Below are 17832 nucleotides of genomic sequence, written 5' to 3'. Positions count from 1 at the left end.
CTCCTGCTCACTAACGTAGCGGCTTTATTGCGCCCCCAGCCTCTACACCCCCGCAGGAGCTTTGCCATGGCCTCGCCAGCCCTTTCACATTTTCTTCCCCGGTTCGGCGTTGCCGCAGCAGTGACCGGTGTCCTGAGCCTCTCCGGTTGCCAGACCTGGAACGCTCAGGACTCCTCCCGCCGACCTCCGGTGTACAGCCGCTCAAGGGCCTGGCGCAGAACGTTTCGGTACGCCGCAATGCCATGGGCATGCCGCTGATCGAAAGCAACAGCTTCCACGACGCCTTGTTCGCCCTCGGCTATGTGCACGCCAGCGACCGCATCAATCAGATGGTCACCCTGCGCCTGCTGGCTCAGGGGCGTCTGGCGGAAATGTCCGGCGCTTCGATGCTCGACACCGACCGCTACATGCGCGCCATCAACCTGAAGAAAAGCGCCGGCGAGCTGTACAAGGCGTCGTCGCCACGGCTCAAGCGCTTCTTCGAAGTTTATGCGCGGGGCGTCAACGCCTACCTGTTCCGCTACGCCGACAAGTTGCCGGGGGATCTGGCCTCCAGCGGCTACAAGCCTGAATACTGGAAACCGGAAGATTCGGCGCTGATTTTCTGCCTGCTGAATTTCAGCCAGTCGGCCAACCTGCCAGAAGAAATCGCCTCGCTGGTGCTGGCGCAGACCGTCACCACCGATAAACTCGCCTGGCTGACCCCGTCCGCCCCCGACGAAAACCTGCCGGTGGCCGAAGCCGACAAGCTGCAAGGCATCAAGCTCAACGGGCAGATTCCGGGCCTGAGCGAACTGAGCAACGCCAGCGAACAACTGGCGGCGATGAACCTGCTCGGTGCCAGCACTTCGAACAACTGGGCGATTGCCCCGCAACGCAGCCGCAGCGGCAAGAGCCTGCTGGCCAGCGACAGCCATGGCCCGCTGGCCGCGCCGTCGCTGTGGAGTTTCGTGCAGATTCACGCGCCGAAATACCAGGCCGCCGGCGTGACCGTGGCCGGTCTGCCGATGGTCCTCGGTGGTTTCAACGGCAAAGTGGCGTGGAGCGCGACCAGCGTCTTCGGCGACAACCAGGACCTGTTCCTGGAAAAAATTCGACGCCAGGGCAGCAGCCTGACTTACGAGGTCAACGGTAAATGGCAACCGCTGGGCGTGCGCAACGAAACCTATTTCGTCAAAGGCCAGCGGCCGATTCGTGAAGCGGTGTACGAAACCCGCCACGGCGCGCTGCTCAACAGTGCTCAGGCTGGCGCCCAGGGCGCAGGTTTCGGCCTGGCCTTGCAGACGCCGAGCTTCACCGACGACAAATCCCTCGATGCGTTTTTCGATCTGAGCCGCGCGCAAACCGCTGAACGGGCCTCGGACGCCAGCCGGGAAATCCGCGCCATCGCGCTGAACCTGGTGTTTGCCGATGCCAGCAATATCGGCTGGCAAGTCACCGGGCGTTTCCCGAACCGCCGCGAAGGCGAAGGCCTGCTGCCGTCGCCGGGCTGGGACGGTCGCTACGACTGGGACGGTTATGCCGACCCGATGCTGCACCCGTACGATCAGGATCCGGCGCAGGGCTGGCTCGGCACCGCCAACCAGCGCGTCATCCCTCACGGTTACGGCATGCAACTGTCCAACTCCTGGGCCGCACCGGAGCGTGGCGAGCGCCTCGCGGAACTGGCCGGCAGCGGCAAACAGGACGGTCGCAGCATGATCGCCATGCAGTACGACCAGACCACCACCTTCGCCGCCAAGCTGAAGAAAATGTTCGAAGCCCCGGGCATGGCGCAGCCGCTGAAACAGGCGATCGACGCTCTGCCGGAAGCCGACCGCAGCAAGGCTCGCGAGGCCTACACCCGCTTGATGGCATTCGACGGCAAGCTCAGCCCGACTTCGGCCGACGCGGCAATCTACGAGTTGTTCCTGCAGGAAAGCATGAAGCAGATCTTCCTCGACGAACTCGGCCCGCAGAACAGCCCGGCGTGGAAAGCGTTTATCGCCAACGGCGACTTGTCCTACTCGGCACAGGCCGATCACTTGCTGGGGCGCGAGGACAGTCCGTTCTGGGACGACGCACGCACGCCGCAGAAAGAAGACAAACCGACCATCCTCGCCCGCAGCCTGGCGGCGGCGATCAGCGCCGGCGACAGCCAACTGGGTGGCGACCGCAAAGCCTGGCAGTGGGGCAAACTGCACCGCTACGAATGGAAAAATGCCAACGGCCAGACCGTTCGCGGTCCGATCGCTGCGGGTGGTGACCACACTACTCTGAACACGGCGGCGTTTGCCTGGGGCCAGGACTTCAACACCACCCGGGCGCCGTCGATGCGTTTCATCGTCGACTTCAGCCAGAGCGAACCGCTGATGGGCCAGAACGGCACGGGGCAATCGGGTAACCCGGCCAGTCCGAACTACCTCAACGGCATCGATCCTTGGCTCAAGGGCCAGTACATCGGTTTGCCGATGCAGCCGCAGAACTTTGAGCGGGTGTATGGGAAGACGCGGTTGACGCTGACTCCAGGCAAGTAAATGCGATCCCCGTGTGGGAGCCAGCCCAGCTCCCACACGGGTTTTGCAATGACCCGCAAAATCAATCGAACTTCTGACTTCGCCCAAACCTCATAGCTAACAAGTCCCTCCATTCCGGTAACGCCATGGACCTTGTTATCGCCCGCCCCGAAGGCTTGTACTGCCCCGCCGGGGACTTCTACATCGATCCGTGGCGCCCGGTCGAGCGCGCGGTGATCACCCATGCCCACGGCGATCACGCCCGCACCGGCAACGCGCACTATCTGGCGGCCAGCGCCGGCGAAGGGATTCTGCGTGCGCGTCTCGGTCAGGACATCAACCTGCAATCACTTGAGTACGGCCGGCGCCTGACCCACCACGGCGTCACCTTGAGTTTTCACCCCGCCGGACACGTTCTGGGCTCGGCTCAGGTGCGACTCGAATACGGCGGTGAAGTCTGGGTCGCCTCCGGCGACTACAAAATCGAACCCGACGGCACCTGTGCGCCCTTCGAACCGGTGCGCTGCCACACCTTCATCACCGAATCGACCTTCGGCCTGCCGATCTACCGCTGGCAGCCGCAAGCGCAGGTGTTCGGAGAGATCAATCAGTGGTGGCAGGCCAATATCGAGGCCGGCAAAACCAGCGTGCTGTTCTGCTACTCCTTCGGCAAGGCACAGCGCATCCTCCACGGCATCGACGAAACCCTCGGCCCGATCCTCAGCCACGGCGCGGTGGAACCGCTGAACCGGGTCTATCGCGAGGCCGGTGTATACCTGCCGCCGACGATCTACGCCGGCGACGTGAAGAAAAACGACCCGCTGATGCGTCAGGCGCTGGTCATTGCCCCGCCTTCGGCCGGCGGCAGTAGCTGGATGCGGCGTTTCGGCGACTACAGCGACAGCTTCGCCAGCGGCTGGATGCGCTTGCGTGGCACCCGTCGGCGGCGCGGCGTGGATCGCGGTTTCGTGCTTTCCGATCACGCCGACTGGCCCGGCCTGTTGTGGGCCATCGAACAGACCGGTGCCGAACGGGTGATGGTCACTCACGGCTCGATCGGCGTGCTGGTCCGCCACCTGCGCGAAAAAGGGCTTGATGCCCAAGGCTTCAACACCGAATACGGCGATGATGAACAGGACAACCTCGCCGTCGAACCCGTCGTTGCCGAGGTGCAACCATGAAAGACTTCGCCGGGTTGTACGCCGAACTCGACGCCACCACCTCCAGCAACGCGAAACTCGCGGCCATGCAGGCCTACTTCGCCCAGGCGGAACCGCAAGACGCCGCGTGGGCGGTTTACTTTCTGTCCGGAGGACGGCCCCGGCAACTGGTGCCGGTACGGATCCTGCGCGAACTCGCCGTCGAAGTGTCCGGACTCACACCGTGGCTGTTCGAGGAGAGCTATCAAGCGGTCGGCGATCTGGCGGAAACCATCTCGCTGGTGCTCCCGGAAAACCCGCACACCTCCGAAGCCGGCCTCGCCGAATGGATCGAGCACAAGCTGTTGCCGCTGCGCGGTGAAACCCCAGAATACCTCGCTCGCCAGTTGCCGGCGCTGTGGGCGCAACTGGACCGGCCGAGCCTGATGCTGTGCATCAAACTGATCACCGGCAGCTTCCGGGTCGGTGTCTCCAAACTGCTGGTGACCCGTGCCCTGGCCTCGATGGCCGGGCTGGACAGCAAACGCGTGGCACAACGGCTGGTGGGTTACACCGATTTGTCCAACCGGCCGGACGCCGCCAGCTACCTGAAACTGATCGCCCCCGAGTCCAGCGACGAACACGCCCAGCGCGGCGGCCAGCCGTATCCGTTCTTTCTCGCCCACGGTCTGTCGCAACCGGTCGAGCAGTTCGAAGACTTGCTCGGCCCGGCGAGCAACTGGCAGGTTGAGTGGAAGTGGGACGGCATTCGCGCCCAAGTGGTCAAGCGTGACGGGCGGTTGTGGATCTGGTCCCGGGGCGAGGAACTGGTGACCGAACGCTTTCCCGAACTCGACTCGCTGGTTGAGGGCTTGCCTGACGGCACGGTGATCGACGGCGAAATCGTGGTCTGGAAAAACACACGGCCTGACGCCGAAACCTTTGATCCCGATTCGACGGCACCACCGGCGGTGCAACCTTTCGCCCTGCTCCAGCAGCGGATCGGTCGCAAGACCCTCGACCGGAAGATCCTCGAAGACGCACCGGTGGTGGTCCTCGCCTACGACCTTTTGGAGTGGCAGGGCGAAGACTGGCGCAACCGGCCGCAGATCAAACGGCGCGAACAACTGGAACAGGTCATCACACGTTGCAACAACCCGGTGCTGCTGCCCTCCCCGGTGCTGAACGGCAGCGACTGGTTCGACCTCGCCCGGCAACGCGAAGCCTCCCGACGACTGGGGGTCGAAGGCATGATGCTCAAGGCCCGCGACGCGATGTACGGCGTCGGGCGCACCAAGGACATGGGCGTGTGGTGGAAATGGAAGGTCGACCCGTTCAGTGTCGACGCCGTGCTGATCTACGCCCAGCGCGGCCATGGCCGGCGCGCCAGCCTGTACAGCGATTACACGTTTGCGGTGTGGGACGGGCCGCCCGGTTCCAGCGCCCGCGCCCTGGTGCCATTCGCCAAGGCCTATTCCGGCCTGACCGACGAGGAAATGCGCGAGGTCGACAGCATCGTGCGCAAGACCACCGTGGAAAAGTTCGGCCCGGTCAGCAGCGTGACACCAAGCCTGGTGTTCGAACTGGGTTTCGAAGGCATCGCCCTGTCGCGCCGGCACAAGAGTGGCATCGCCGTGCGCTTCCCGCGCATGCTGCGCTGGCGCCAGGACAAGACCGTGGAAGAGGCCGACAACCTGGCGACGTTGCAGAATCTGCTGGTCTGATCCCTCCTCCCGATGCTCACTCTGATCACTCCCACGCAGAGCGTGGGAACGATCATGCTCATAAACAGTGCATCCGATTTTCCGTGCCCGTTTTCGGGCATTCCTCCCGCTGCACCCTCCCTTCCTACACCTTTTAAAACACTTGTTCGGGACTCTGGTTCGGAAATTGCTACTTTCTATAAGTCGTAAGCGTTCCAGTAACAATAATTCTGCGCCACAAGCGCTCATATTGGTTCTTAGGGATTGAATAATGAAAAAAGCATTGCTGACCCTTTCTGCACTGGCGTTGTGCATGGCCGCCGGCTCCGCGCTGGCCAAGGAATACAAAGAGCTGCGTTTTGGCGTCGATCCTTCCTACGCACCGTTCGAGTCGAAAGCGGCCGACGGCAGCCTGGTGGGCTTTGACATCGATCTGGGCAACGCGATCTGCGCCGAGCTGAAGGTCAAGTGCAAGTGGGTCGAAAGCGACTTCGACGGCATGATTCCGGGCCTCAACGCCAATAAATTCGACGGTGTGATCTCGTCGATGACGGTAACACCGGCCCGTGAAAAGGCCATCGACTTCTCCAGCGAGCTGTTCTCCGGCCCGACGGCCTACGTATTCAAGAAGGGTTCCAGCCTGACCGATGACGTTGCTTCGCTGAAGGGCAAATCCGTCGGTTACGAGCAAGGCACCATCCAGGAAGCCTACGCCAAGGCCGTGCTGGAGAAGGCCGGGGTGAAAATCCAGGCCTACGCCAACCAGGACCAGGTCTACGCCGACCTGAAAAACGGCCGCCTCGACGCCTCGATCCAGGACATGCTGCAAGCCGAACTGGGCTTTTTGAAGTCGCCGGACGGTGCCGCGTACGAAGTCAGCAAGCCGGTTGACAGCGAATTGCTGCCAGCCAAAACCGCTGTCGGTATTAAGAAAGGTAACAAAGAGCTGAAGGCGCTTTTAGATAAAGGTATCAAAGCGTTACACGACGACGGCAAATACGCCGAGATTCAAAAGAAACACTTTGGCGATCTGAATCTGTACAGCGGCAAATAATGCACCGGCGCCCATCCTTCGATGGGCGCCTTTTTCATCCGCTCAGGTTGCTGATTTATGTTCGAAAACCTCTTACAAAATCTGGGGCTCTCCGCCTTCAGCCTCAAGGGCTTCGGTCCGTTGCTGTTGGAAGGCACCTGGATGACCATCAAATTGTCGGCGTTGTCGCTGCTGGTGGCCGTGTTGCTCGGCCTGCTGGGCGCCAGTGCCAAACTGTCCAAATCAAAACTGCTGCGCCTGCCTGCCCAGCTCTACACCACGCTGATTCGCGGGGTGCCGGACCTAGTGCTGATGCTGTTGATCTTCTACAGCCTGCAAACCTGGCTGACCGCGCTGACCGATGTCATGGAGTGGGATTACATTGAAATCGACTCCTTCACGGCCGGCGTGATCACCCTGGGCTTCATTTATGGCGCGTACTTCACCGAAACCTTCCGTGGCGCGATTCTCGCCGTGCCTCGAGGTCAGGTTGAAGCCGCCACGGCCTACGGCCTCAAACGCGGCCAGCGCTTTCGCTTCGTGGTGTTTCCGCAAATGATGCGCTTCGCCCTGCCGGGCATCGGCAACAACTGGATGGTGATGCTCAAGGCCACCGCGCTGGTGTCGATCATCGGCCTGGCGGATCTGGTCAAGGCCGCCCAGGACGCCGGCAAAAGCTCCTATCAACTGTTCTACTTCCTGGTACTCGCCGCCTTGATCTATCTGCTGATCACCAGTGCCTCGAACGTCATCCTGCGCTGGCTCGAACGTCGCTACGCCGCCGGTGCCCGGGAGGCCGTACGATGATCGAACTCCTGCAGGAATACTGGAAACCCTTCCTTTATACCGACGGCAACAACATCACCGGGCTGGCTATGACCCTGTGGCTGCTCAGTGCGTCGATCTTTATCGGTTTCATCGTGTCGATCCCGCTGTCGATTGCCCGGGTTTCCCCGCACTTCTACATTCGCTGGCCGGTGCAGTTCTACACTTACCTGTTCCGGGGCACGCCGCTCTATATCCAGCTGCTGATCTGCTACACCGGGATCTACAGCCTGGCCGCCGTGCGCGCCCAGCCGATGCTCGATGCATTCTTTCGCGATGCGATGAACTGCACGATCCTCGCCTTCGCCCTCAACACCTGCGCCTACACCACGGAGATCTTCGCCGGGGCGATCCGCAGCATGAACCACGGCGAAGTCGAAGCGGCCAAGGCTTACGGTCTGACCGGCTGGAAGCTGTATGCCTACGTGATCATGCCGTCGGCGCTGCGTCGTTCGCTGCCGTATTACAGCAACGAAGTGATCCTGATGCTGCACTCGACCACCGTGGCGTTCACCGCAACGATCCCGGACATCCTGAAAGTCGCGCGGGACGCCAACTCGGCGACCTACCTGACCTTCCAGTCGTTCGGTATCGCCGCGCTGATCTACCTGACCATCACCTTTGCGCTGGTCGGCCTGTTCCGTCTTGCCGAACGCCGATGGCTGGCTTTCCTCGGGCCGACTCACTAGGACCTCTCTGCAATGCGCCACCAGATACATGACCTGCTGGCCCCGCTGCCGGGGACCGCACGACAGATCCACAGCTTTCACTTCGGCCCGGAAAAGGCCAAAGGCAAAATCTACATCCAGTCCTCGCTGCATGCCGACGAACTGCCCGGCATGCTGGTGGCCTGGCACCTCAAGCAGCGCCTGGCGGAGCTGGAAGCCGCCGGGCGGCTGATCAGCGAAATCGTGCTGGTGCCGGTGGCCAACCCGGTCGGCCTCGAACAAGTGCTGATGGACGTGCCGCTGGGCCGCTACGAGCTGGAGAGCGGGCAGAATTTCAACCGCTGGTTCGTCGACCTCAGCGAAGAGATAGGCAACGAAATCGAATCGCAACTGTGCGACGACCCGCAGCGCAACCTCGAACTGATCCGCACCAGCCTGCGCAGCGCACTCGCCCGCCATAGCGCCACGACTCAGCTGCAATCCCAGCGCCTGACCCTGCAACGGCTGGCCTGTGACGCGGACATGGTGCTGGACCTGCACTGCGATTTCGAATCCGTGGTTCACCTCTACACCACGCCCGAGGCCTGGCCGCAGGTCGAGCCGCTGGCGCGCTACATCGAATCACAGGCGAGCCTGCTGGCCACCGACTCCGGCGGCCAATCGTTCGACGAATGCTTCACCCTGTTGTGGTGGCAATTGAAGGAGCGCTTCGGCGAGCACTTCGAGATTCCCTCTCGGCAGTTTCTCGGTGACGGTCGAGCTGCGCGGTCAGGGCGACGTCAGTCATCCCGTGGCCAGTCGTGACTGTCAGGCGCTGCTCGATTACCTGACTCACTTCGGTGCCATCGCCGGCGCCTCGAAACCGCTGCCGGAGCTGCCATTCCCGGCCACGCCGCTGGCCGGTGTCGAACCTGTCACCACGCCGGTTGGCGGCCTGCTGGTGTACACCGCCACGCCCGGCCAGCACCTGGAAGCAGGGCAGCAAATCGCCGAAATCATCGACCCGATCAACGACCGGGTCACGCCAGTCCATTGCACCGCTTCCGGTCTGCTCTATGCCCGCTCGCTGCGGCGCATGGCCACGGCCGGCATGGTGATCGCCCACGTCGCGGGCGCCGAAGCCTATCGCAGCGGCTACTTACTTTCGCCTTGAGGATGCCTGTCCCATGTACAAACTGACCGTAGAAGGCCTGCACAAAAGCTATGGCGACCATCAGGTGCTCAAAGGCGTTTCGCTCAAAGCCAAAACCGGCGACGTAATCAGCCTGATCGGCGCCAGCGGCTCGGGCAAAAGCACCTTTTTGCGCTGCATCAACTTCCTCGAACAACCCAACGACGGCGCGATGAGCCTCGACGGCCAGGCGATCCGCATGGTCACCGACCGCCACGGCATGCACGTCGCCGACGCCGAGGAACTGCAACGTCTGCGCACTCGCCTCGCCATGGTGTTCCAGCATTTCAACCTGTGGAGCCACATGACCGTGCTGGAAAACATCACCATGGCCCCGCGCCGGGTGCTGGGTTGCAGCAAGGCCGAGGCCGATGATCGCGCCCGGCGTTATCTGGACAAGGTCGGCCTGCCGGCCCGGGTCGCCGATCAGTACCCGGCCTTTCTCTCCGGCGGCCAGCAACAACGGGTGGCCATCGCCCGGGCCCTGGCCATGGAGCCGGAAGTCATGCTGTTCGACGAACCGACCTCGGCGCTCGATCCGGAACTGGTCGGCGAAGTGCTCAAGGTGATTCAGGGCCTGGCCGAAGAAGGCCGGACCATGATCATGGTCACCCACGAAATGAGCTTTGCGCGCAAGGTGTCGAGCCAGGTGCTGTTCCTGCATCAGGGGCTGGTGGAAGAAGAAGGTGCGCCGGAAGACGTGCTGGGCAATCCGAAAAGCGAACGCCTGAAGCAATTCCTCAGCGGCAATCTCAAGTAAAACTATTGCCCGGCCGGCGCGGTCACTGAAGGAACACCTTCAGAGCACACGTCGCCGGCATGGGCACTTCCACCGACTTCGCCAGACACTGGTTCAGCGCCCAAGGCTGGAAGCCGTTCGCCTTTCAGAAGCAGGTGTGGGCGGCGGTCAAGCGTGGCGAATCCGGACTGCTGCACGCCAGCACCGGTGCCGGTAAAACCTACGCGGTGTGGTTTGCCGCGCTCAATCGATTTGCCCGCTCCGGGCCTGCCGCAGAGACAACCCGCAAACGCCCACCGCCTGCCGAACCGCTGACCGTCCTGTGGATCACGCCGATGCGGGCGCTGGCCGCCGACACCGCGCGTGCCCTGCAAACGCCGCTGGACGATCTGCACATCCCCTGGAGCGTCGGCCTGCGCACCGGTGACACCGGCAGCAGCGAACGCGCACGGCAGAATCGGCGCCTGCCGACTACGCTGATCACCACCCCGGAAAGCCTGACCCTGATGCTCGCCCGCGCCGACGCGCAAACGGCGCTGTCGACCTTGCGCATGGTCGTGGTCGATGAATGGCACGAACTGCTCGGCAACAAGCGTGGCGTGCAATTGCAACTGGCCCTCGCCCGCCTGCGGCGCTGGCATCCGGGACTGATCGTCTGGGGTGTTTCCGCGACGCTTGGCAATCAGTCCCACGCCGAACAGGTGTTGATCCCACAGGGCGGTGGCGTGAGTGTTCAGGGGCAAAGCGAAAAAACGCTACGGGTCGATACCTTACTCCCACCGCAGATCGAGCGTTTTCCCTGGGCCGGGCATATCGGTCTGAAGATGTTGCCGCAGGTGGTCGCCGAACTGGATGTGTGCGCCAGCAGCCTGGTGTTCACCAATACTCGGGCGCAGTCGGAAATCTGGTATCAGGCCTTGCTGGAAGCACGACCGGACTGGGCCGGTCTGATTGCCTTGCACCACAGCTCGCTGTCCCGCGATACCCGGGACTGGGTCGAGCAGGCGTTGAAGAATGGCCAGCTCAAAGCGGTGGTTTGCACTTCGAGCCTGGATCTTGGAGTGGACTTTCTACCGGTGGAGCGGGTGCTACAGATCGGTTCGGCCAAAGGCGTAGCGCGCCTGATGCAGCGTGCCGGGCGTTCAGGCCATGCGCCCGGTCGAACGTCGCGGGTGACCCTAGTGCCGACTCACAGTCTGGAGCTGATCGAAGCCGCTGCCGCACGCGATGCCGTGGCGCAGCGACGGATTGAACCGCGTCTGTCGCCGCATAAACCGCTGGATGTGCTGGTGCAGCATCTGGTCAGCATCGCATTGGGCGGTGGCTTTATTCCCGATGACTTGTACGAAGAAGTCCGCAGCGCCTGGGCCTATCGCGACCTGACGCCCGCAGACTGGGCCTGGGCGCTGGCGTTCGTACGCCATGGCGGGATGTCACTGACGGCTTACCCGGACTACCGTCGGGTCGAGCCGGATGAGCACGGGATCTGGCGCGTCCCCGATGCCCGATTGGCCCGCCGCCACAGGATGAGCATCGGCACCATCGTCAGCGACGCCTCCATCCATCTGAAATTCTGGAGCAAGGGCGGAGGCGGCAAGCAACTGGGCAGCGTCGAGGAAGGCTTCATCGCCCGCCTCAAACCCGGTGACGGTTTCCTGTTCGCCGGACGCTTGCTGGAACTGGTGCGGGTGGAAAACATGACCGCCTACGTCAAACGCAGCACCGCGAAAAAAGCCGCCGTGCCGCGCTGGAATGGCGGACGCATGCCGCTGTCCAGCGAACTGGCCGAAGCGGTGGTCGCTCGATTCAGCGCCGCAGCACTCGGTGAGTTTGCAAGCCCGGAAATGCAGGCCTTGCGACCGTTGTTGGAAACGCAGATGCGCTGGTCGGGCCTGCCGACAGCCGACAGCCTGTTGGCCGAAGTGCTGAAATCCCGCGAAGGCTGGCATCTATTCCTCTATCCATTCGCCGGGCGGCAAGTGCATCTGGGGCTGGCCAGTCTGCTGGCGTGGCGGGTCAGCCAGCGCCTGCCTTTGACCTTCTCGATTGCGGTCAATGATTACGGGCTGGAATTGCTCAGTGCCACACCCGTTGACTGGTCTGTGCAACTGGACGGCGCCCTGCTCAGTCCCGAGGATTTGTTGAAGGATGTGCTCGCCAGCCTCAACGCGGGCGAACTGGCATTGCGGCGTTTCCGGGAAATCGCGCGGATCGCGGGCCTGGTGTTCGCCGGTTACCCCGGCGCGCCGAAAAGCACCCGACAGGTACAGGCCTCCAGCGGGCTGTTTTTCGAAGTGTTCAAGCAATACGACGCCGACAATCTGTTGCTGGCCCAGGCCGGGGAAGAAGTCCTACGGGAAGAACTGGATATTCGTCGACTGGAACAGACGCTGGAGCGAATCAACCGGATGAAACTGGACATGCACCTGATCAAACGTCCTACACCGCTCGGCTTCCCGCTGCTGGTGGAACGCATGCGCGAAAGCATGAGTTCGGAAAAACTCGCCGATCGCATCCGGCGCATGGTCGGCGATCTGGAGAAAAACGCCGACAAGGGTCAATCCTGATGGGCGCGCCCTATTCTGTGCGTCTGGCGGGCGAAGAACTCTGGCTGTTGCCGGAAAAGGCACTGTATTGGCCGGCGCAACAGGCGCTGCTGATTGCCGACGTGCATTTCGGCAAGGCGGCCGCCTACCGGCGCCTGGGGCAGCCGGTGCCGCAGGGCACCACGGCGAGCAACATTGCGGTGATCGAACAGTTGCTGGCGAAACTACCGTGTCGGCAACTGATCTTCCTTGGTGATTTTCTGCATGGGCCCGGTTCCCACGCCACAGACACCTTGCAAGCATTGGCGCAATGGCGGGCGCGTCATGCGGATCTGCCGATCACGCTGATTCGCGGCAATCACGATAAACGTGCCGGTGATCCTCCGCAGGCGCTGAATATTCGGGTGGTGCCGGAGCCGTTACTGCTCGGGCCCTTCGCCTTGCAGCACGAACCCGATCCGCACCCGGAACGCCATGTTCTCGCCGGGCACGTGCATCCGGTTTATCGATTGAACGGCAAAGGGCGTCAGCGTCTGCGGCTGGCGTGTTTCAGGCTGGGAGAACGCATCAGCCTGCTGCCGGCCTTCGGTGCCTTCACCGGCGGTTATCCGGTGGAGAAGGAAGACAGCTGTCGGATCTTTGTCATTGGCGACAACGAAATATGGCCCGTCGGCTGAGGTCCTGTTCAGGAATCAGTCGACGGGCCATACATTCAATCACGCGACGGGCGCGGGTGGCGGTTTGTCCGGCAATGTAGGCTCGCCGGGCTCGGTCGGTTCTTCGTTGGGGGTGTCGGGATCAGGCTGGTGAGGAATTCCGCCAGCCAGGGTGACGGGCGGGTGTGCCAACAAGGACCAGGCCAATACGCCAACCTGATTGGGCTCGAGCCTTGCCAGTTCGGCAGTGATTTGCGGATCGATCTTCATGGAGCACTCCTCGGCGAAGGCCCGTCCCGCTGTTCGCGAAACGGGCAGTACACCCCATAGAGTGTCTACCCGCCGAAGAATTCCCGGTAACTGCCGGATGGACGGCTCAGGTACGTGGCAGAGTCACGCCACGCTGGCCCTGGTACTTGCCGGCGCGGTCCTTGTAGGAAACTTCACACTCCTCGTCGGACTCCAGGAACAGCATCTGCGCCACACCTTCGTTGGCGTAGATCTTCGCTGGCAGGTTGGTGGTGTTGGAGAACTCCAGGGTCACCTGACCTTCCCACTCAGGCTCGAGCGGCGTGACGTTGACGATGATGCCGCAACGGGCGTAGGTGCTTTTGCCCAGGCAGATGGTCAGCACGTTGCGTGGAATACGGAAGTATTCAACGGTCGTGGCCAGGGCGAAGGAGTTCGGCGGGATGATGCAGGCGTCGCTGTGGACGTCGACGAAGCTGCCGGCGTCGAAGTTTTTCGGATCGACGATGGCCGAATTGATGTTGGTGAACACCTTGAAATGGTTGGTGCAACGCACATCGTAGCCGTAGCTCGACACACCGTAGGAGATCACCCGGCTGTCGTCGCTGCCACGTACCTGGCGCTCGACGAACGGCTCGATCATGCCGTGTTCCTGCGCCATGCGGCGAATCCACTTGTCCGATTTGATGCTCATGGCGGGGTGTCCTGAATAGCGAGGTGGAAAAAATCTGTCCGGCATCTTACCGGGCGCGCCGCCGGGTTCAAAGTCCAGGGTGCAAATCTCGCCGAACATGCAGGAAATACGCGGCTTCGCGACGAACCGTCACACCGCCGATCCTTAAAACGGAGAAACCTTCGCAAGAAGCATTGGCACGTTCCGGAAAAAGGGTTAAGGTGGCGCCACTGTGCTGCTTGTGTCACTGAGAATCTCTACACGATATGTTGAATTTCGATCCAACCATCTACAAGAATTTTTCCTGCTCTTTGCACTCAGTCTCGGCCAGGGTTCTTCCTGAGTCGCAGTTATCTTTGTTCAAGGAGTTACACCATGTCTAATCGCCAAACCGGTACCGTTAAGTGGTTCAACGATGAAAAAGGCTTCGGCTTCATCACTCCACAATCCGGTGACGACCTGTTCGTTCACTTCAAAGCTATCCAGTCCGACGGCTTCAAAAGCCTGAAAGAAGGCCAACAGGTTTCTTTCATCGCTACCCGCGGTCAGAAAGGCATGCAAGCTGAAGAAGTACAAGTTATCTAACTTGTAGCTTCCTAGCTAGGAAGCCCCGCCCTTAAAAGCGGGGCTTTTTTGTGGGCGCCTGTTTTGTACAGGCAAAAAAAACGCAGCCCGACAAAGGCTGCGTTTTTTTGTGTGCGGCGTTACCAGGCCACGCCAAACCCGGCGGTGTAGCGGGTCTTGTTCAGATCCGCATCCTTGGTGCCGCTGATGATGTCACGCTCGGCCTTCAGATTGAGCGAAGCCCAGTCCGTCACCTTGTAGCGCAGGCCCACTTCCGAATCCAGGGCATAGTTGGCGACGTCCGACAGTGGTTTGCCGAGTTCGCCGGTGGTGAAGAACTGCACCTTCTTGCCGATCAGGTAGCGGTTGTAGTCCCATTTCATGGCAACGGAATAGAAGTTGTCCTTGCCGCCGTCGCTGTACTCGTAATCGGTGCGGTTGAGCAGCGAGCCGAGGGAGAACGCGCCCAGTTCGTCATCCCAGAACTGATAGCCCGGACCGGTACCGACCACCCGCTGGCGTGACAGCTCTTCGACGTAATCACGTTTGTAGTTCAATCGCCCCTGCCAGAACCACTTGTCGGTCAGGAAGCGGTCCAGGGCGTATTCGGCGCGCCAGTTGTTGGTGGTCACCACCTCATCCTGGACTTCGCGGTTGTACTCGCCCTCGGCGGTATGACGCCAGCGGCCATGGCGCGCCGAGGTCTTGAAGCCGATGTCGTAGTCATTGGTGTCTTTTTCGGCACGCTGATAATCCAGGGCCAGATCGACATTGCCCTTCCAGACCAGATCCTCGACCACCGGCTTGGGCTTGAGAATCTGCTGGATGCTCGCCAGCTCGACGGTTTTCGGTGCTTCACCATTGGCAAGAGTGACCTTGCCATCGTCAGCGGCAGTCAGCGACTTGGCTTTCTCGCCGCTGTAGGCGTCCTGCTTGACCAGCAGTTCCTGATCACTTTCCAGGGTCTTCACCTGTTTCCAGTCGATGGTGACGGCACCGGCGTACTGAGTCTGCACCAGCAACTTGCCGCCATCGAACAGGGTGATTTTGCCGCTCAGCTTGTCTCCGTTCTTCAACCAGACGGTATCGGCAAGCAAGGGCGTGGACGCACTGAAGACAGCAAGGCACAACAGGGTTCTGGACAACATAAGCGAATCGGGGGCTCGGGTTTGCGAAAAAAGGGGTCGGCATTATCCGTAGGAATAATCCTCTGACAAGGAGTGACCCGGCTATTTCTGTTGAGTTCATTTCTCAATTGCCCGATCACGGATTACCCTTTAATCCATGAATCGACCCTGTTCAGGAACGGCGCACGTGACAGACCCGATACAAGCCTGCGAAAACGATCCGCAAATCCGACGCACGGCACTCTACTCGACCCTTGCCCAGGTACCTGAGGGCAAGGTGGTCAGCTATGGTCAGTTGGCCGAACTGGCCGGGTTGGGGCGCGCCGCCCGCTGGGTTGGCCGCACCCTGAGCCAGTTGCCGGACGACACCAAGCTGCCCTGGCACCGCGTACTCGGTGCCGGCGGTCGGATCAGCCTGCCGGCAGGCAGCCCTTCGGGTGATGAGCAGCGGGCACGATTGCGTATGGAGGGCGTTACGATCCTGAACAATCGTGTGGATATTCGGCGCCATGGCTGGCGTCCGGTAGAGCACAGCGGTTAGAGTGCGCGCTTTGTTTTCGCAATCTTGAGGCAGACTTCAGCCCATGCCCCGTAAAACCTGGCGCGCCGCGCTCGCCGCCTATGCCAGTCCTTCGACGCTCGTGCTGTTGTTGCTGGGTTTCGCCGCCGGCCTGCCGTACATGCTGGTGTTCTCGACACTTTCGGTCTGGCTGCGTGAAGCCGGTGTAGCCCGCGAGACGATCGGCTATGCCAGCCTGATCGGTCTGGCCTATGCCTTCAAATGGGTCTGGTCGCCGCTGCTCGATCAATGGCGCCTGCCGTTGCTCGGCAAACTGGGCCGACGCCGTTCGTGGCTGGTGCTTGCGCAGTCGCTGGTAATCCTCGGCCTGATCGGCATGGGCTTCTGCGACCCGCAGAAACACTTGTCCTGGCTGATCGCCATTGCCGTGATCGTCGCCTTCGCTTCCGCCACCCAGGACATCGCCGTCGACGCCTATCGCCTGGAAATCGCCGAAGACAACCGCCAGGCTGCCCTGGCCGCCAGCTACATGTCCGGTTATCGGGTCGCGGCCCTGCTGGCAACGGCCGGCGCACTGTTCTTTGCCGAGGGTTTCGGCTCCACCGGTTTCAACTACCAGCATTCGGCCTGGACCGGCACTTACGCGCTGTTCGGCGCCTTGATGGTGCCAGCCCTGATCACCACCCTGCTGATGCGCGAGCCGCCAGTGCCGCTGCGTACCCAGCTGCAGGCCGGGCGCTACACCTTCATGCATCAGCTGATGTCGGTGTTCGTGCTGATCGTTCTGCTGGTATCCGTACCGGCCATGTTCACCCAGCTCTACAACACCGATTTCGCCAGCGTGCTGTTCGGTACCATGAGCCCGCTGGACCTGCTGCTGGAAGACCGGGCATTCCTGCGCGCCATTCTCTACACCCTGCTGACCGGTCTGTGCCTGTCGACCATGGGTCGCCGTGGCCTGGCCCCGGTGCTGACGCCGGTCAACGATTTCATCCTGCGCTACCGCTGGCAGGCCCTGCTGCTGCTCGGCCTGATCGCCACCTATCGCATGTCGGACACGGTGATGGGCGTGATGGCCAACGTGTTCTACATCGACCAGGGCTTCACCAAGGACCAGATCGCCAGCGTCAGCAAGATCTTCGGCCTGATCATGACCCTGGTGGGCGCCGGCATGGGCGGCCTGCTGATCGTGCGCTTCGGGATTCTGCCGATCCTGTTCATTGGCGGTGCCGCGTCGGCAGCCACCAACCTGCTGTTCGTGATGCTGGCGGACATGGGCCCGAACCTGCAAATGCTGGTGGTGACCATTTCCCTCGACAACTTCAGCTCGGGCATGGCCACTTCGGCGTTCGTCGCCTATCTGTCGAGCCTGACCAACCTGAAGTTCTCCGCGACCCAGTACGCCCTCCTCAGTTCGATCATGCTGTTGCTGCCACGCCTCATCGGCGGCTACTCCGGGGTCATGGTGGAGAAGTTCGGCTATCACAACTTCTTCATCATCACAGCGGCGCTCGGCGTGCCGACCCTGGTGCTGATCGCCCTGCACTGGTTCCAGGAGAGTCGCCGCGAAGGCCCGACTCCGACACCGGAACCCGTGTCGACGCCCGTCGCCGAAGAGTCGTAAGACATCTCGCACCCGGCGGGAGGGTTTCCGCCGGGCCTGCACTTCTGTACGTCGGCAGCTCTCGCCGGTACACTGCTCCGTCATTTCCAGTCATAGCAAC

14 protein-coding genes and 2 pseudogenes are annotated in these 17832 nt (G+C 61.8%); 13 read left to right on the top strand and 3 right to left on the bottom strand.

Annotated elements, in window-relative coordinates:
• The first annotated feature begins 66 nt into the window (after window positions 1–66).
• The 10 genes and pseudogenes from R1A29_RS05680 (at window position 67) to pdeM (ending at window position 12996) form a co-directional block, all read left to right on the top strand.
• A pseudogene (locus R1A29_RS05680) lies at window positions 67–2516 on the top strand (penicillin acylase family protein).
• A 125-nt stretch (window positions 2517–2641) separates the two neighbouring features.
• Window positions 2642–3676 (top strand): ligase-associated DNA damage response exonuclease, encoded by a 1035-nt coding sequence (locus tag R1A29_RS05675; RefSeq protein ID WP_134825705.1) that lies wholly within the window; start codon window positions 2642–2644, stop codon window positions 3674–3676.
• Window positions 3673–5358 (top strand): ATP-dependent DNA ligase, encoded by a 1686-nt coding sequence (locus R1A29_RS05670; RefSeq protein ID WP_438300882.1) that lies wholly within the window; start codon window positions 3673–3675, stop codon window positions 5356–5358. Before R1A29_RS05675 ends, R1A29_RS05670 begins: the two co-directional genes overlap by 4 nt.
• 250 nt (window positions 5359–5608) lie before the next feature.
• Window positions 5609–6391 carry a transporter substrate-binding domain-containing protein gene (locus tag R1A29_RS05665; RefSeq protein WP_438300881.1) on the top strand — a complete coding sequence of 261 codons (783 nt, stop codon included), beginning with the start codon at window positions 5609–5611 and terminating at the stop codon, window positions 6389–6391.
• A 57-nt stretch (window positions 6392–6448) separates the two neighbouring features.
• Window positions 6449–7177 (top strand): ABC transporter permease, encoded by a 729-nt coding sequence (locus R1A29_RS05660; RefSeq protein ID WP_065259276.1) that lies wholly within the window; start codon window positions 6449–6451, stop codon window positions 7175–7177.
• Window positions 7174–7884, top strand: coding sequence for an ABC transporter permease (locus tag R1A29_RS05655; protein ID WP_085712925.1), 711 nt, complete (start codon window positions 7174–7176; stop codon window positions 7882–7884). The genes R1A29_RS05660 and R1A29_RS05655 overlap by 4 nt, the downstream gene beginning before the upstream one ends.
• Window positions 7885–7896: 12 nt before the next feature.
• A pseudogene (locus tag R1A29_RS05650) lies at window positions 7897–9016 on the top strand (succinylglutamate desuccinylase/aspartoacylase family protein).
• Window positions 9017–9029: 13 nt separating this feature from the next.
• Entirely contained in the window at window positions 9030–9794 is a 765-nt protein-coding gene (locus R1A29_RS05645) for an ABC transporter ATP-binding protein (RefSeq protein WP_085712923.1), read from the top strand.
• Between the two features lie 59 nt (window positions 9795–9853).
• Window positions 9854–12340, top strand: a complete 2487-nt coding sequence (locus tag R1A29_RS05640; RefSeq protein ID WP_438300880.1) for a ligase-associated DNA damage response DEXH box helicase — start codon at window positions 9854–9856, stop codon at window positions 12338–12340.
• Entirely contained in the window at window positions 12340–12996 is a 657-nt protein-coding gene (pdeM, locus tag R1A29_RS05635; protein WP_438300879.1) for a ligase-associated DNA damage response endonuclease PdeM, read from the top strand. The genes R1A29_RS05640 and pdeM overlap by 1 nt, the downstream gene beginning before the upstream one ends.
• A gap of 39 nt (window positions 12997–13035) precedes the next feature.
• Here the strand turns inward: pdeM and R1A29_RS05630 are convergent, their stop codons facing one another.
• Both R1A29_RS05630 and dcd read right to left on the bottom strand, forming a co-directional pair.
• Complete coding sequence (locus tag R1A29_RS05630; protein ID WP_065259270.1) at window positions 13036–13245, bottom strand: hypothetical protein; 210 nt, start codon at window positions 13243–13245, stop codon at window positions 13036–13038.
• A 106-nt stretch (window positions 13246–13351) separates the two neighbouring features.
• Complete coding sequence (gene dcd / locus R1A29_RS05625) at window positions 13352–13918, bottom strand: dCTP deaminase (RefSeq protein ID WP_438300878.1); 567 nt, start codon at window positions 13916–13918, stop codon at window positions 13352–13354.
• A gap of 354 nt (window positions 13919–14272) precedes the next feature.
• Between dcd and R1A29_RS05620 the strand changes: the two genes are divergently transcribed.
• Entirely contained in the window at window positions 14273–14482 is a 210-nt protein-coding gene (locus R1A29_RS05620) for a cold-shock protein (protein ID WP_002554837.1), read from the top strand.
• Between the two features lie 119 nt (window positions 14483–14601).
• On the opposite strand, the gene R1A29_RS05615 is transcribed toward R1A29_RS05620, so the two are convergent.
• Window positions 14602–15609 (bottom strand): DUF481 domain-containing protein, encoded by a 1008-nt coding sequence (locus tag R1A29_RS05615; protein ID WP_438300877.1) that lies wholly within the window; start codon window positions 15607–15609, stop codon window positions 14602–14604.
• Window positions 15610–15745: 136 nt separating this feature from the next.
• Here R1A29_RS05615 and R1A29_RS05610 point away from each other — a divergent pair, with 136 nt between their 5' ends.
• Window positions 15746–16129: an MGMT family protein gene (locus tag R1A29_RS05610; RefSeq protein ID WP_438300876.1), complete on the top strand. Its 384-nt coding sequence runs from the start codon at window positions 15746–15748 to the stop codon at window positions 16127–16129.
• Window positions 16130–16172: 43 nt separating this feature from the next.
• Window positions 16173–17732: an AmpG family muropeptide MFS transporter gene (locus R1A29_RS05605; protein WP_114881691.1), complete on the top strand. Its 1560-nt coding sequence runs from the start codon at window positions 16173–16175 to the stop codon at window positions 17730–17732.
• Window positions 17733–17832: the final 100 nt, after the last annotated feature.

The organism is Pseudomonas sp. NMS19W (assembly GCF_051554255.1).
Lineage (GTDB): Bacteria > Pseudomonadota > Gammaproteobacteria > Pseudomonadales > Pseudomonadaceae > Aquipseudomonas > Aquipseudomonas kribbensis.
Note: the sequence above shows the minus strand (reverse complement) of the source record. Positions and strands in the feature narration are given on the sequence as shown.

Bases quoted from the DNA above. Each gene is read 5' to 3' on its own strand.
- R1A29_RS05665 (WP_438300881.1), top strand. From the start codon at position 5,609: ATGAAAAAAGCATTGCTGACCCTTTCTGCACTGGCGTTGTGCATGGCC.
- R1A29_RS05630 (WP_065259270.1), bottom strand. From the start codon at position 13,245: ATGAAGATCGATCCGCAAATCACTGCCGAACTGGCAAGGCTCGAGCCC.
- R1A29_RS05610 (WP_438300876.1), top strand. From the start codon at position 15,746: ATGAATCGACCCTGTTCAGGAACGGCGCACGTGACAGACCCGATACAA.
- R1A29_RS05620 (WP_002554837.1), top strand. From the start codon at position 14,273: ATGTCTAATCGCCAAACCGGTACCGTTAAGTGGTTCAACGATGAAAAA.
- R1A29_RS05655 (WP_085712925.1), top strand. From the start codon at position 7,174: ATGATCGAACTCCTGCAGGAATACTGGAAACCCTTCCTTTATACCGAC.
- R1A29_RS05670 (WP_438300882.1), top strand. From the start codon at position 3,673: ATGAAAGACTTCGCCGGGTTGTACGCCGAACTCGACGCCACCACCTCC.
- pdeM (WP_438300879.1), top strand. From the start codon at position 12,340: ATGGGCGCGCCCTATTCTGTGCGTCTGGCGGGCGAAGAACTCTGGCTG.
- R1A29_RS05645 (WP_085712923.1), top strand. From the start codon at position 9,030: ATGTACAAACTGACCGTAGAAGGCCTGCACAAAAGCTATGGCGACCAT.
- dcd (WP_438300878.1), bottom strand. From the start codon at position 13,918: ATGAGCATCAAATCGGACAAGTGGATTCGCCGCATGGCGCAGGAACAC.
- R1A29_RS05605 (WP_114881691.1), top strand. From the start codon at position 16,173: ATGCCCCGTAAAACCTGGCGCGCCGCGCTCGCCGCCTATGCCAGTCCT.
- R1A29_RS05675 (WP_134825705.1), top strand. From the start codon at position 2,642: ATGGACCTTGTTATCGCCCGCCCCGAAGGCTTGTACTGCCCCGCCGGG.
- R1A29_RS05615 (WP_438300877.1), bottom strand. From the start codon at position 15,609: ATGTTGTCCAGAACCCTGTTGTGCCTTGCTGTCTTCAGTGCGTCCACG.
- R1A29_RS05640 (WP_438300880.1), top strand. From the start codon at position 9,854: ATGGGCACTTCCACCGACTTCGCCAGACACTGGTTCAGCGCCCAAGGC.
- R1A29_RS05660 (WP_065259276.1), top strand. From the start codon at position 6,449: ATGTTCGAAAACCTCTTACAAAATCTGGGGCTCTCCGCCTTCAGCCTC.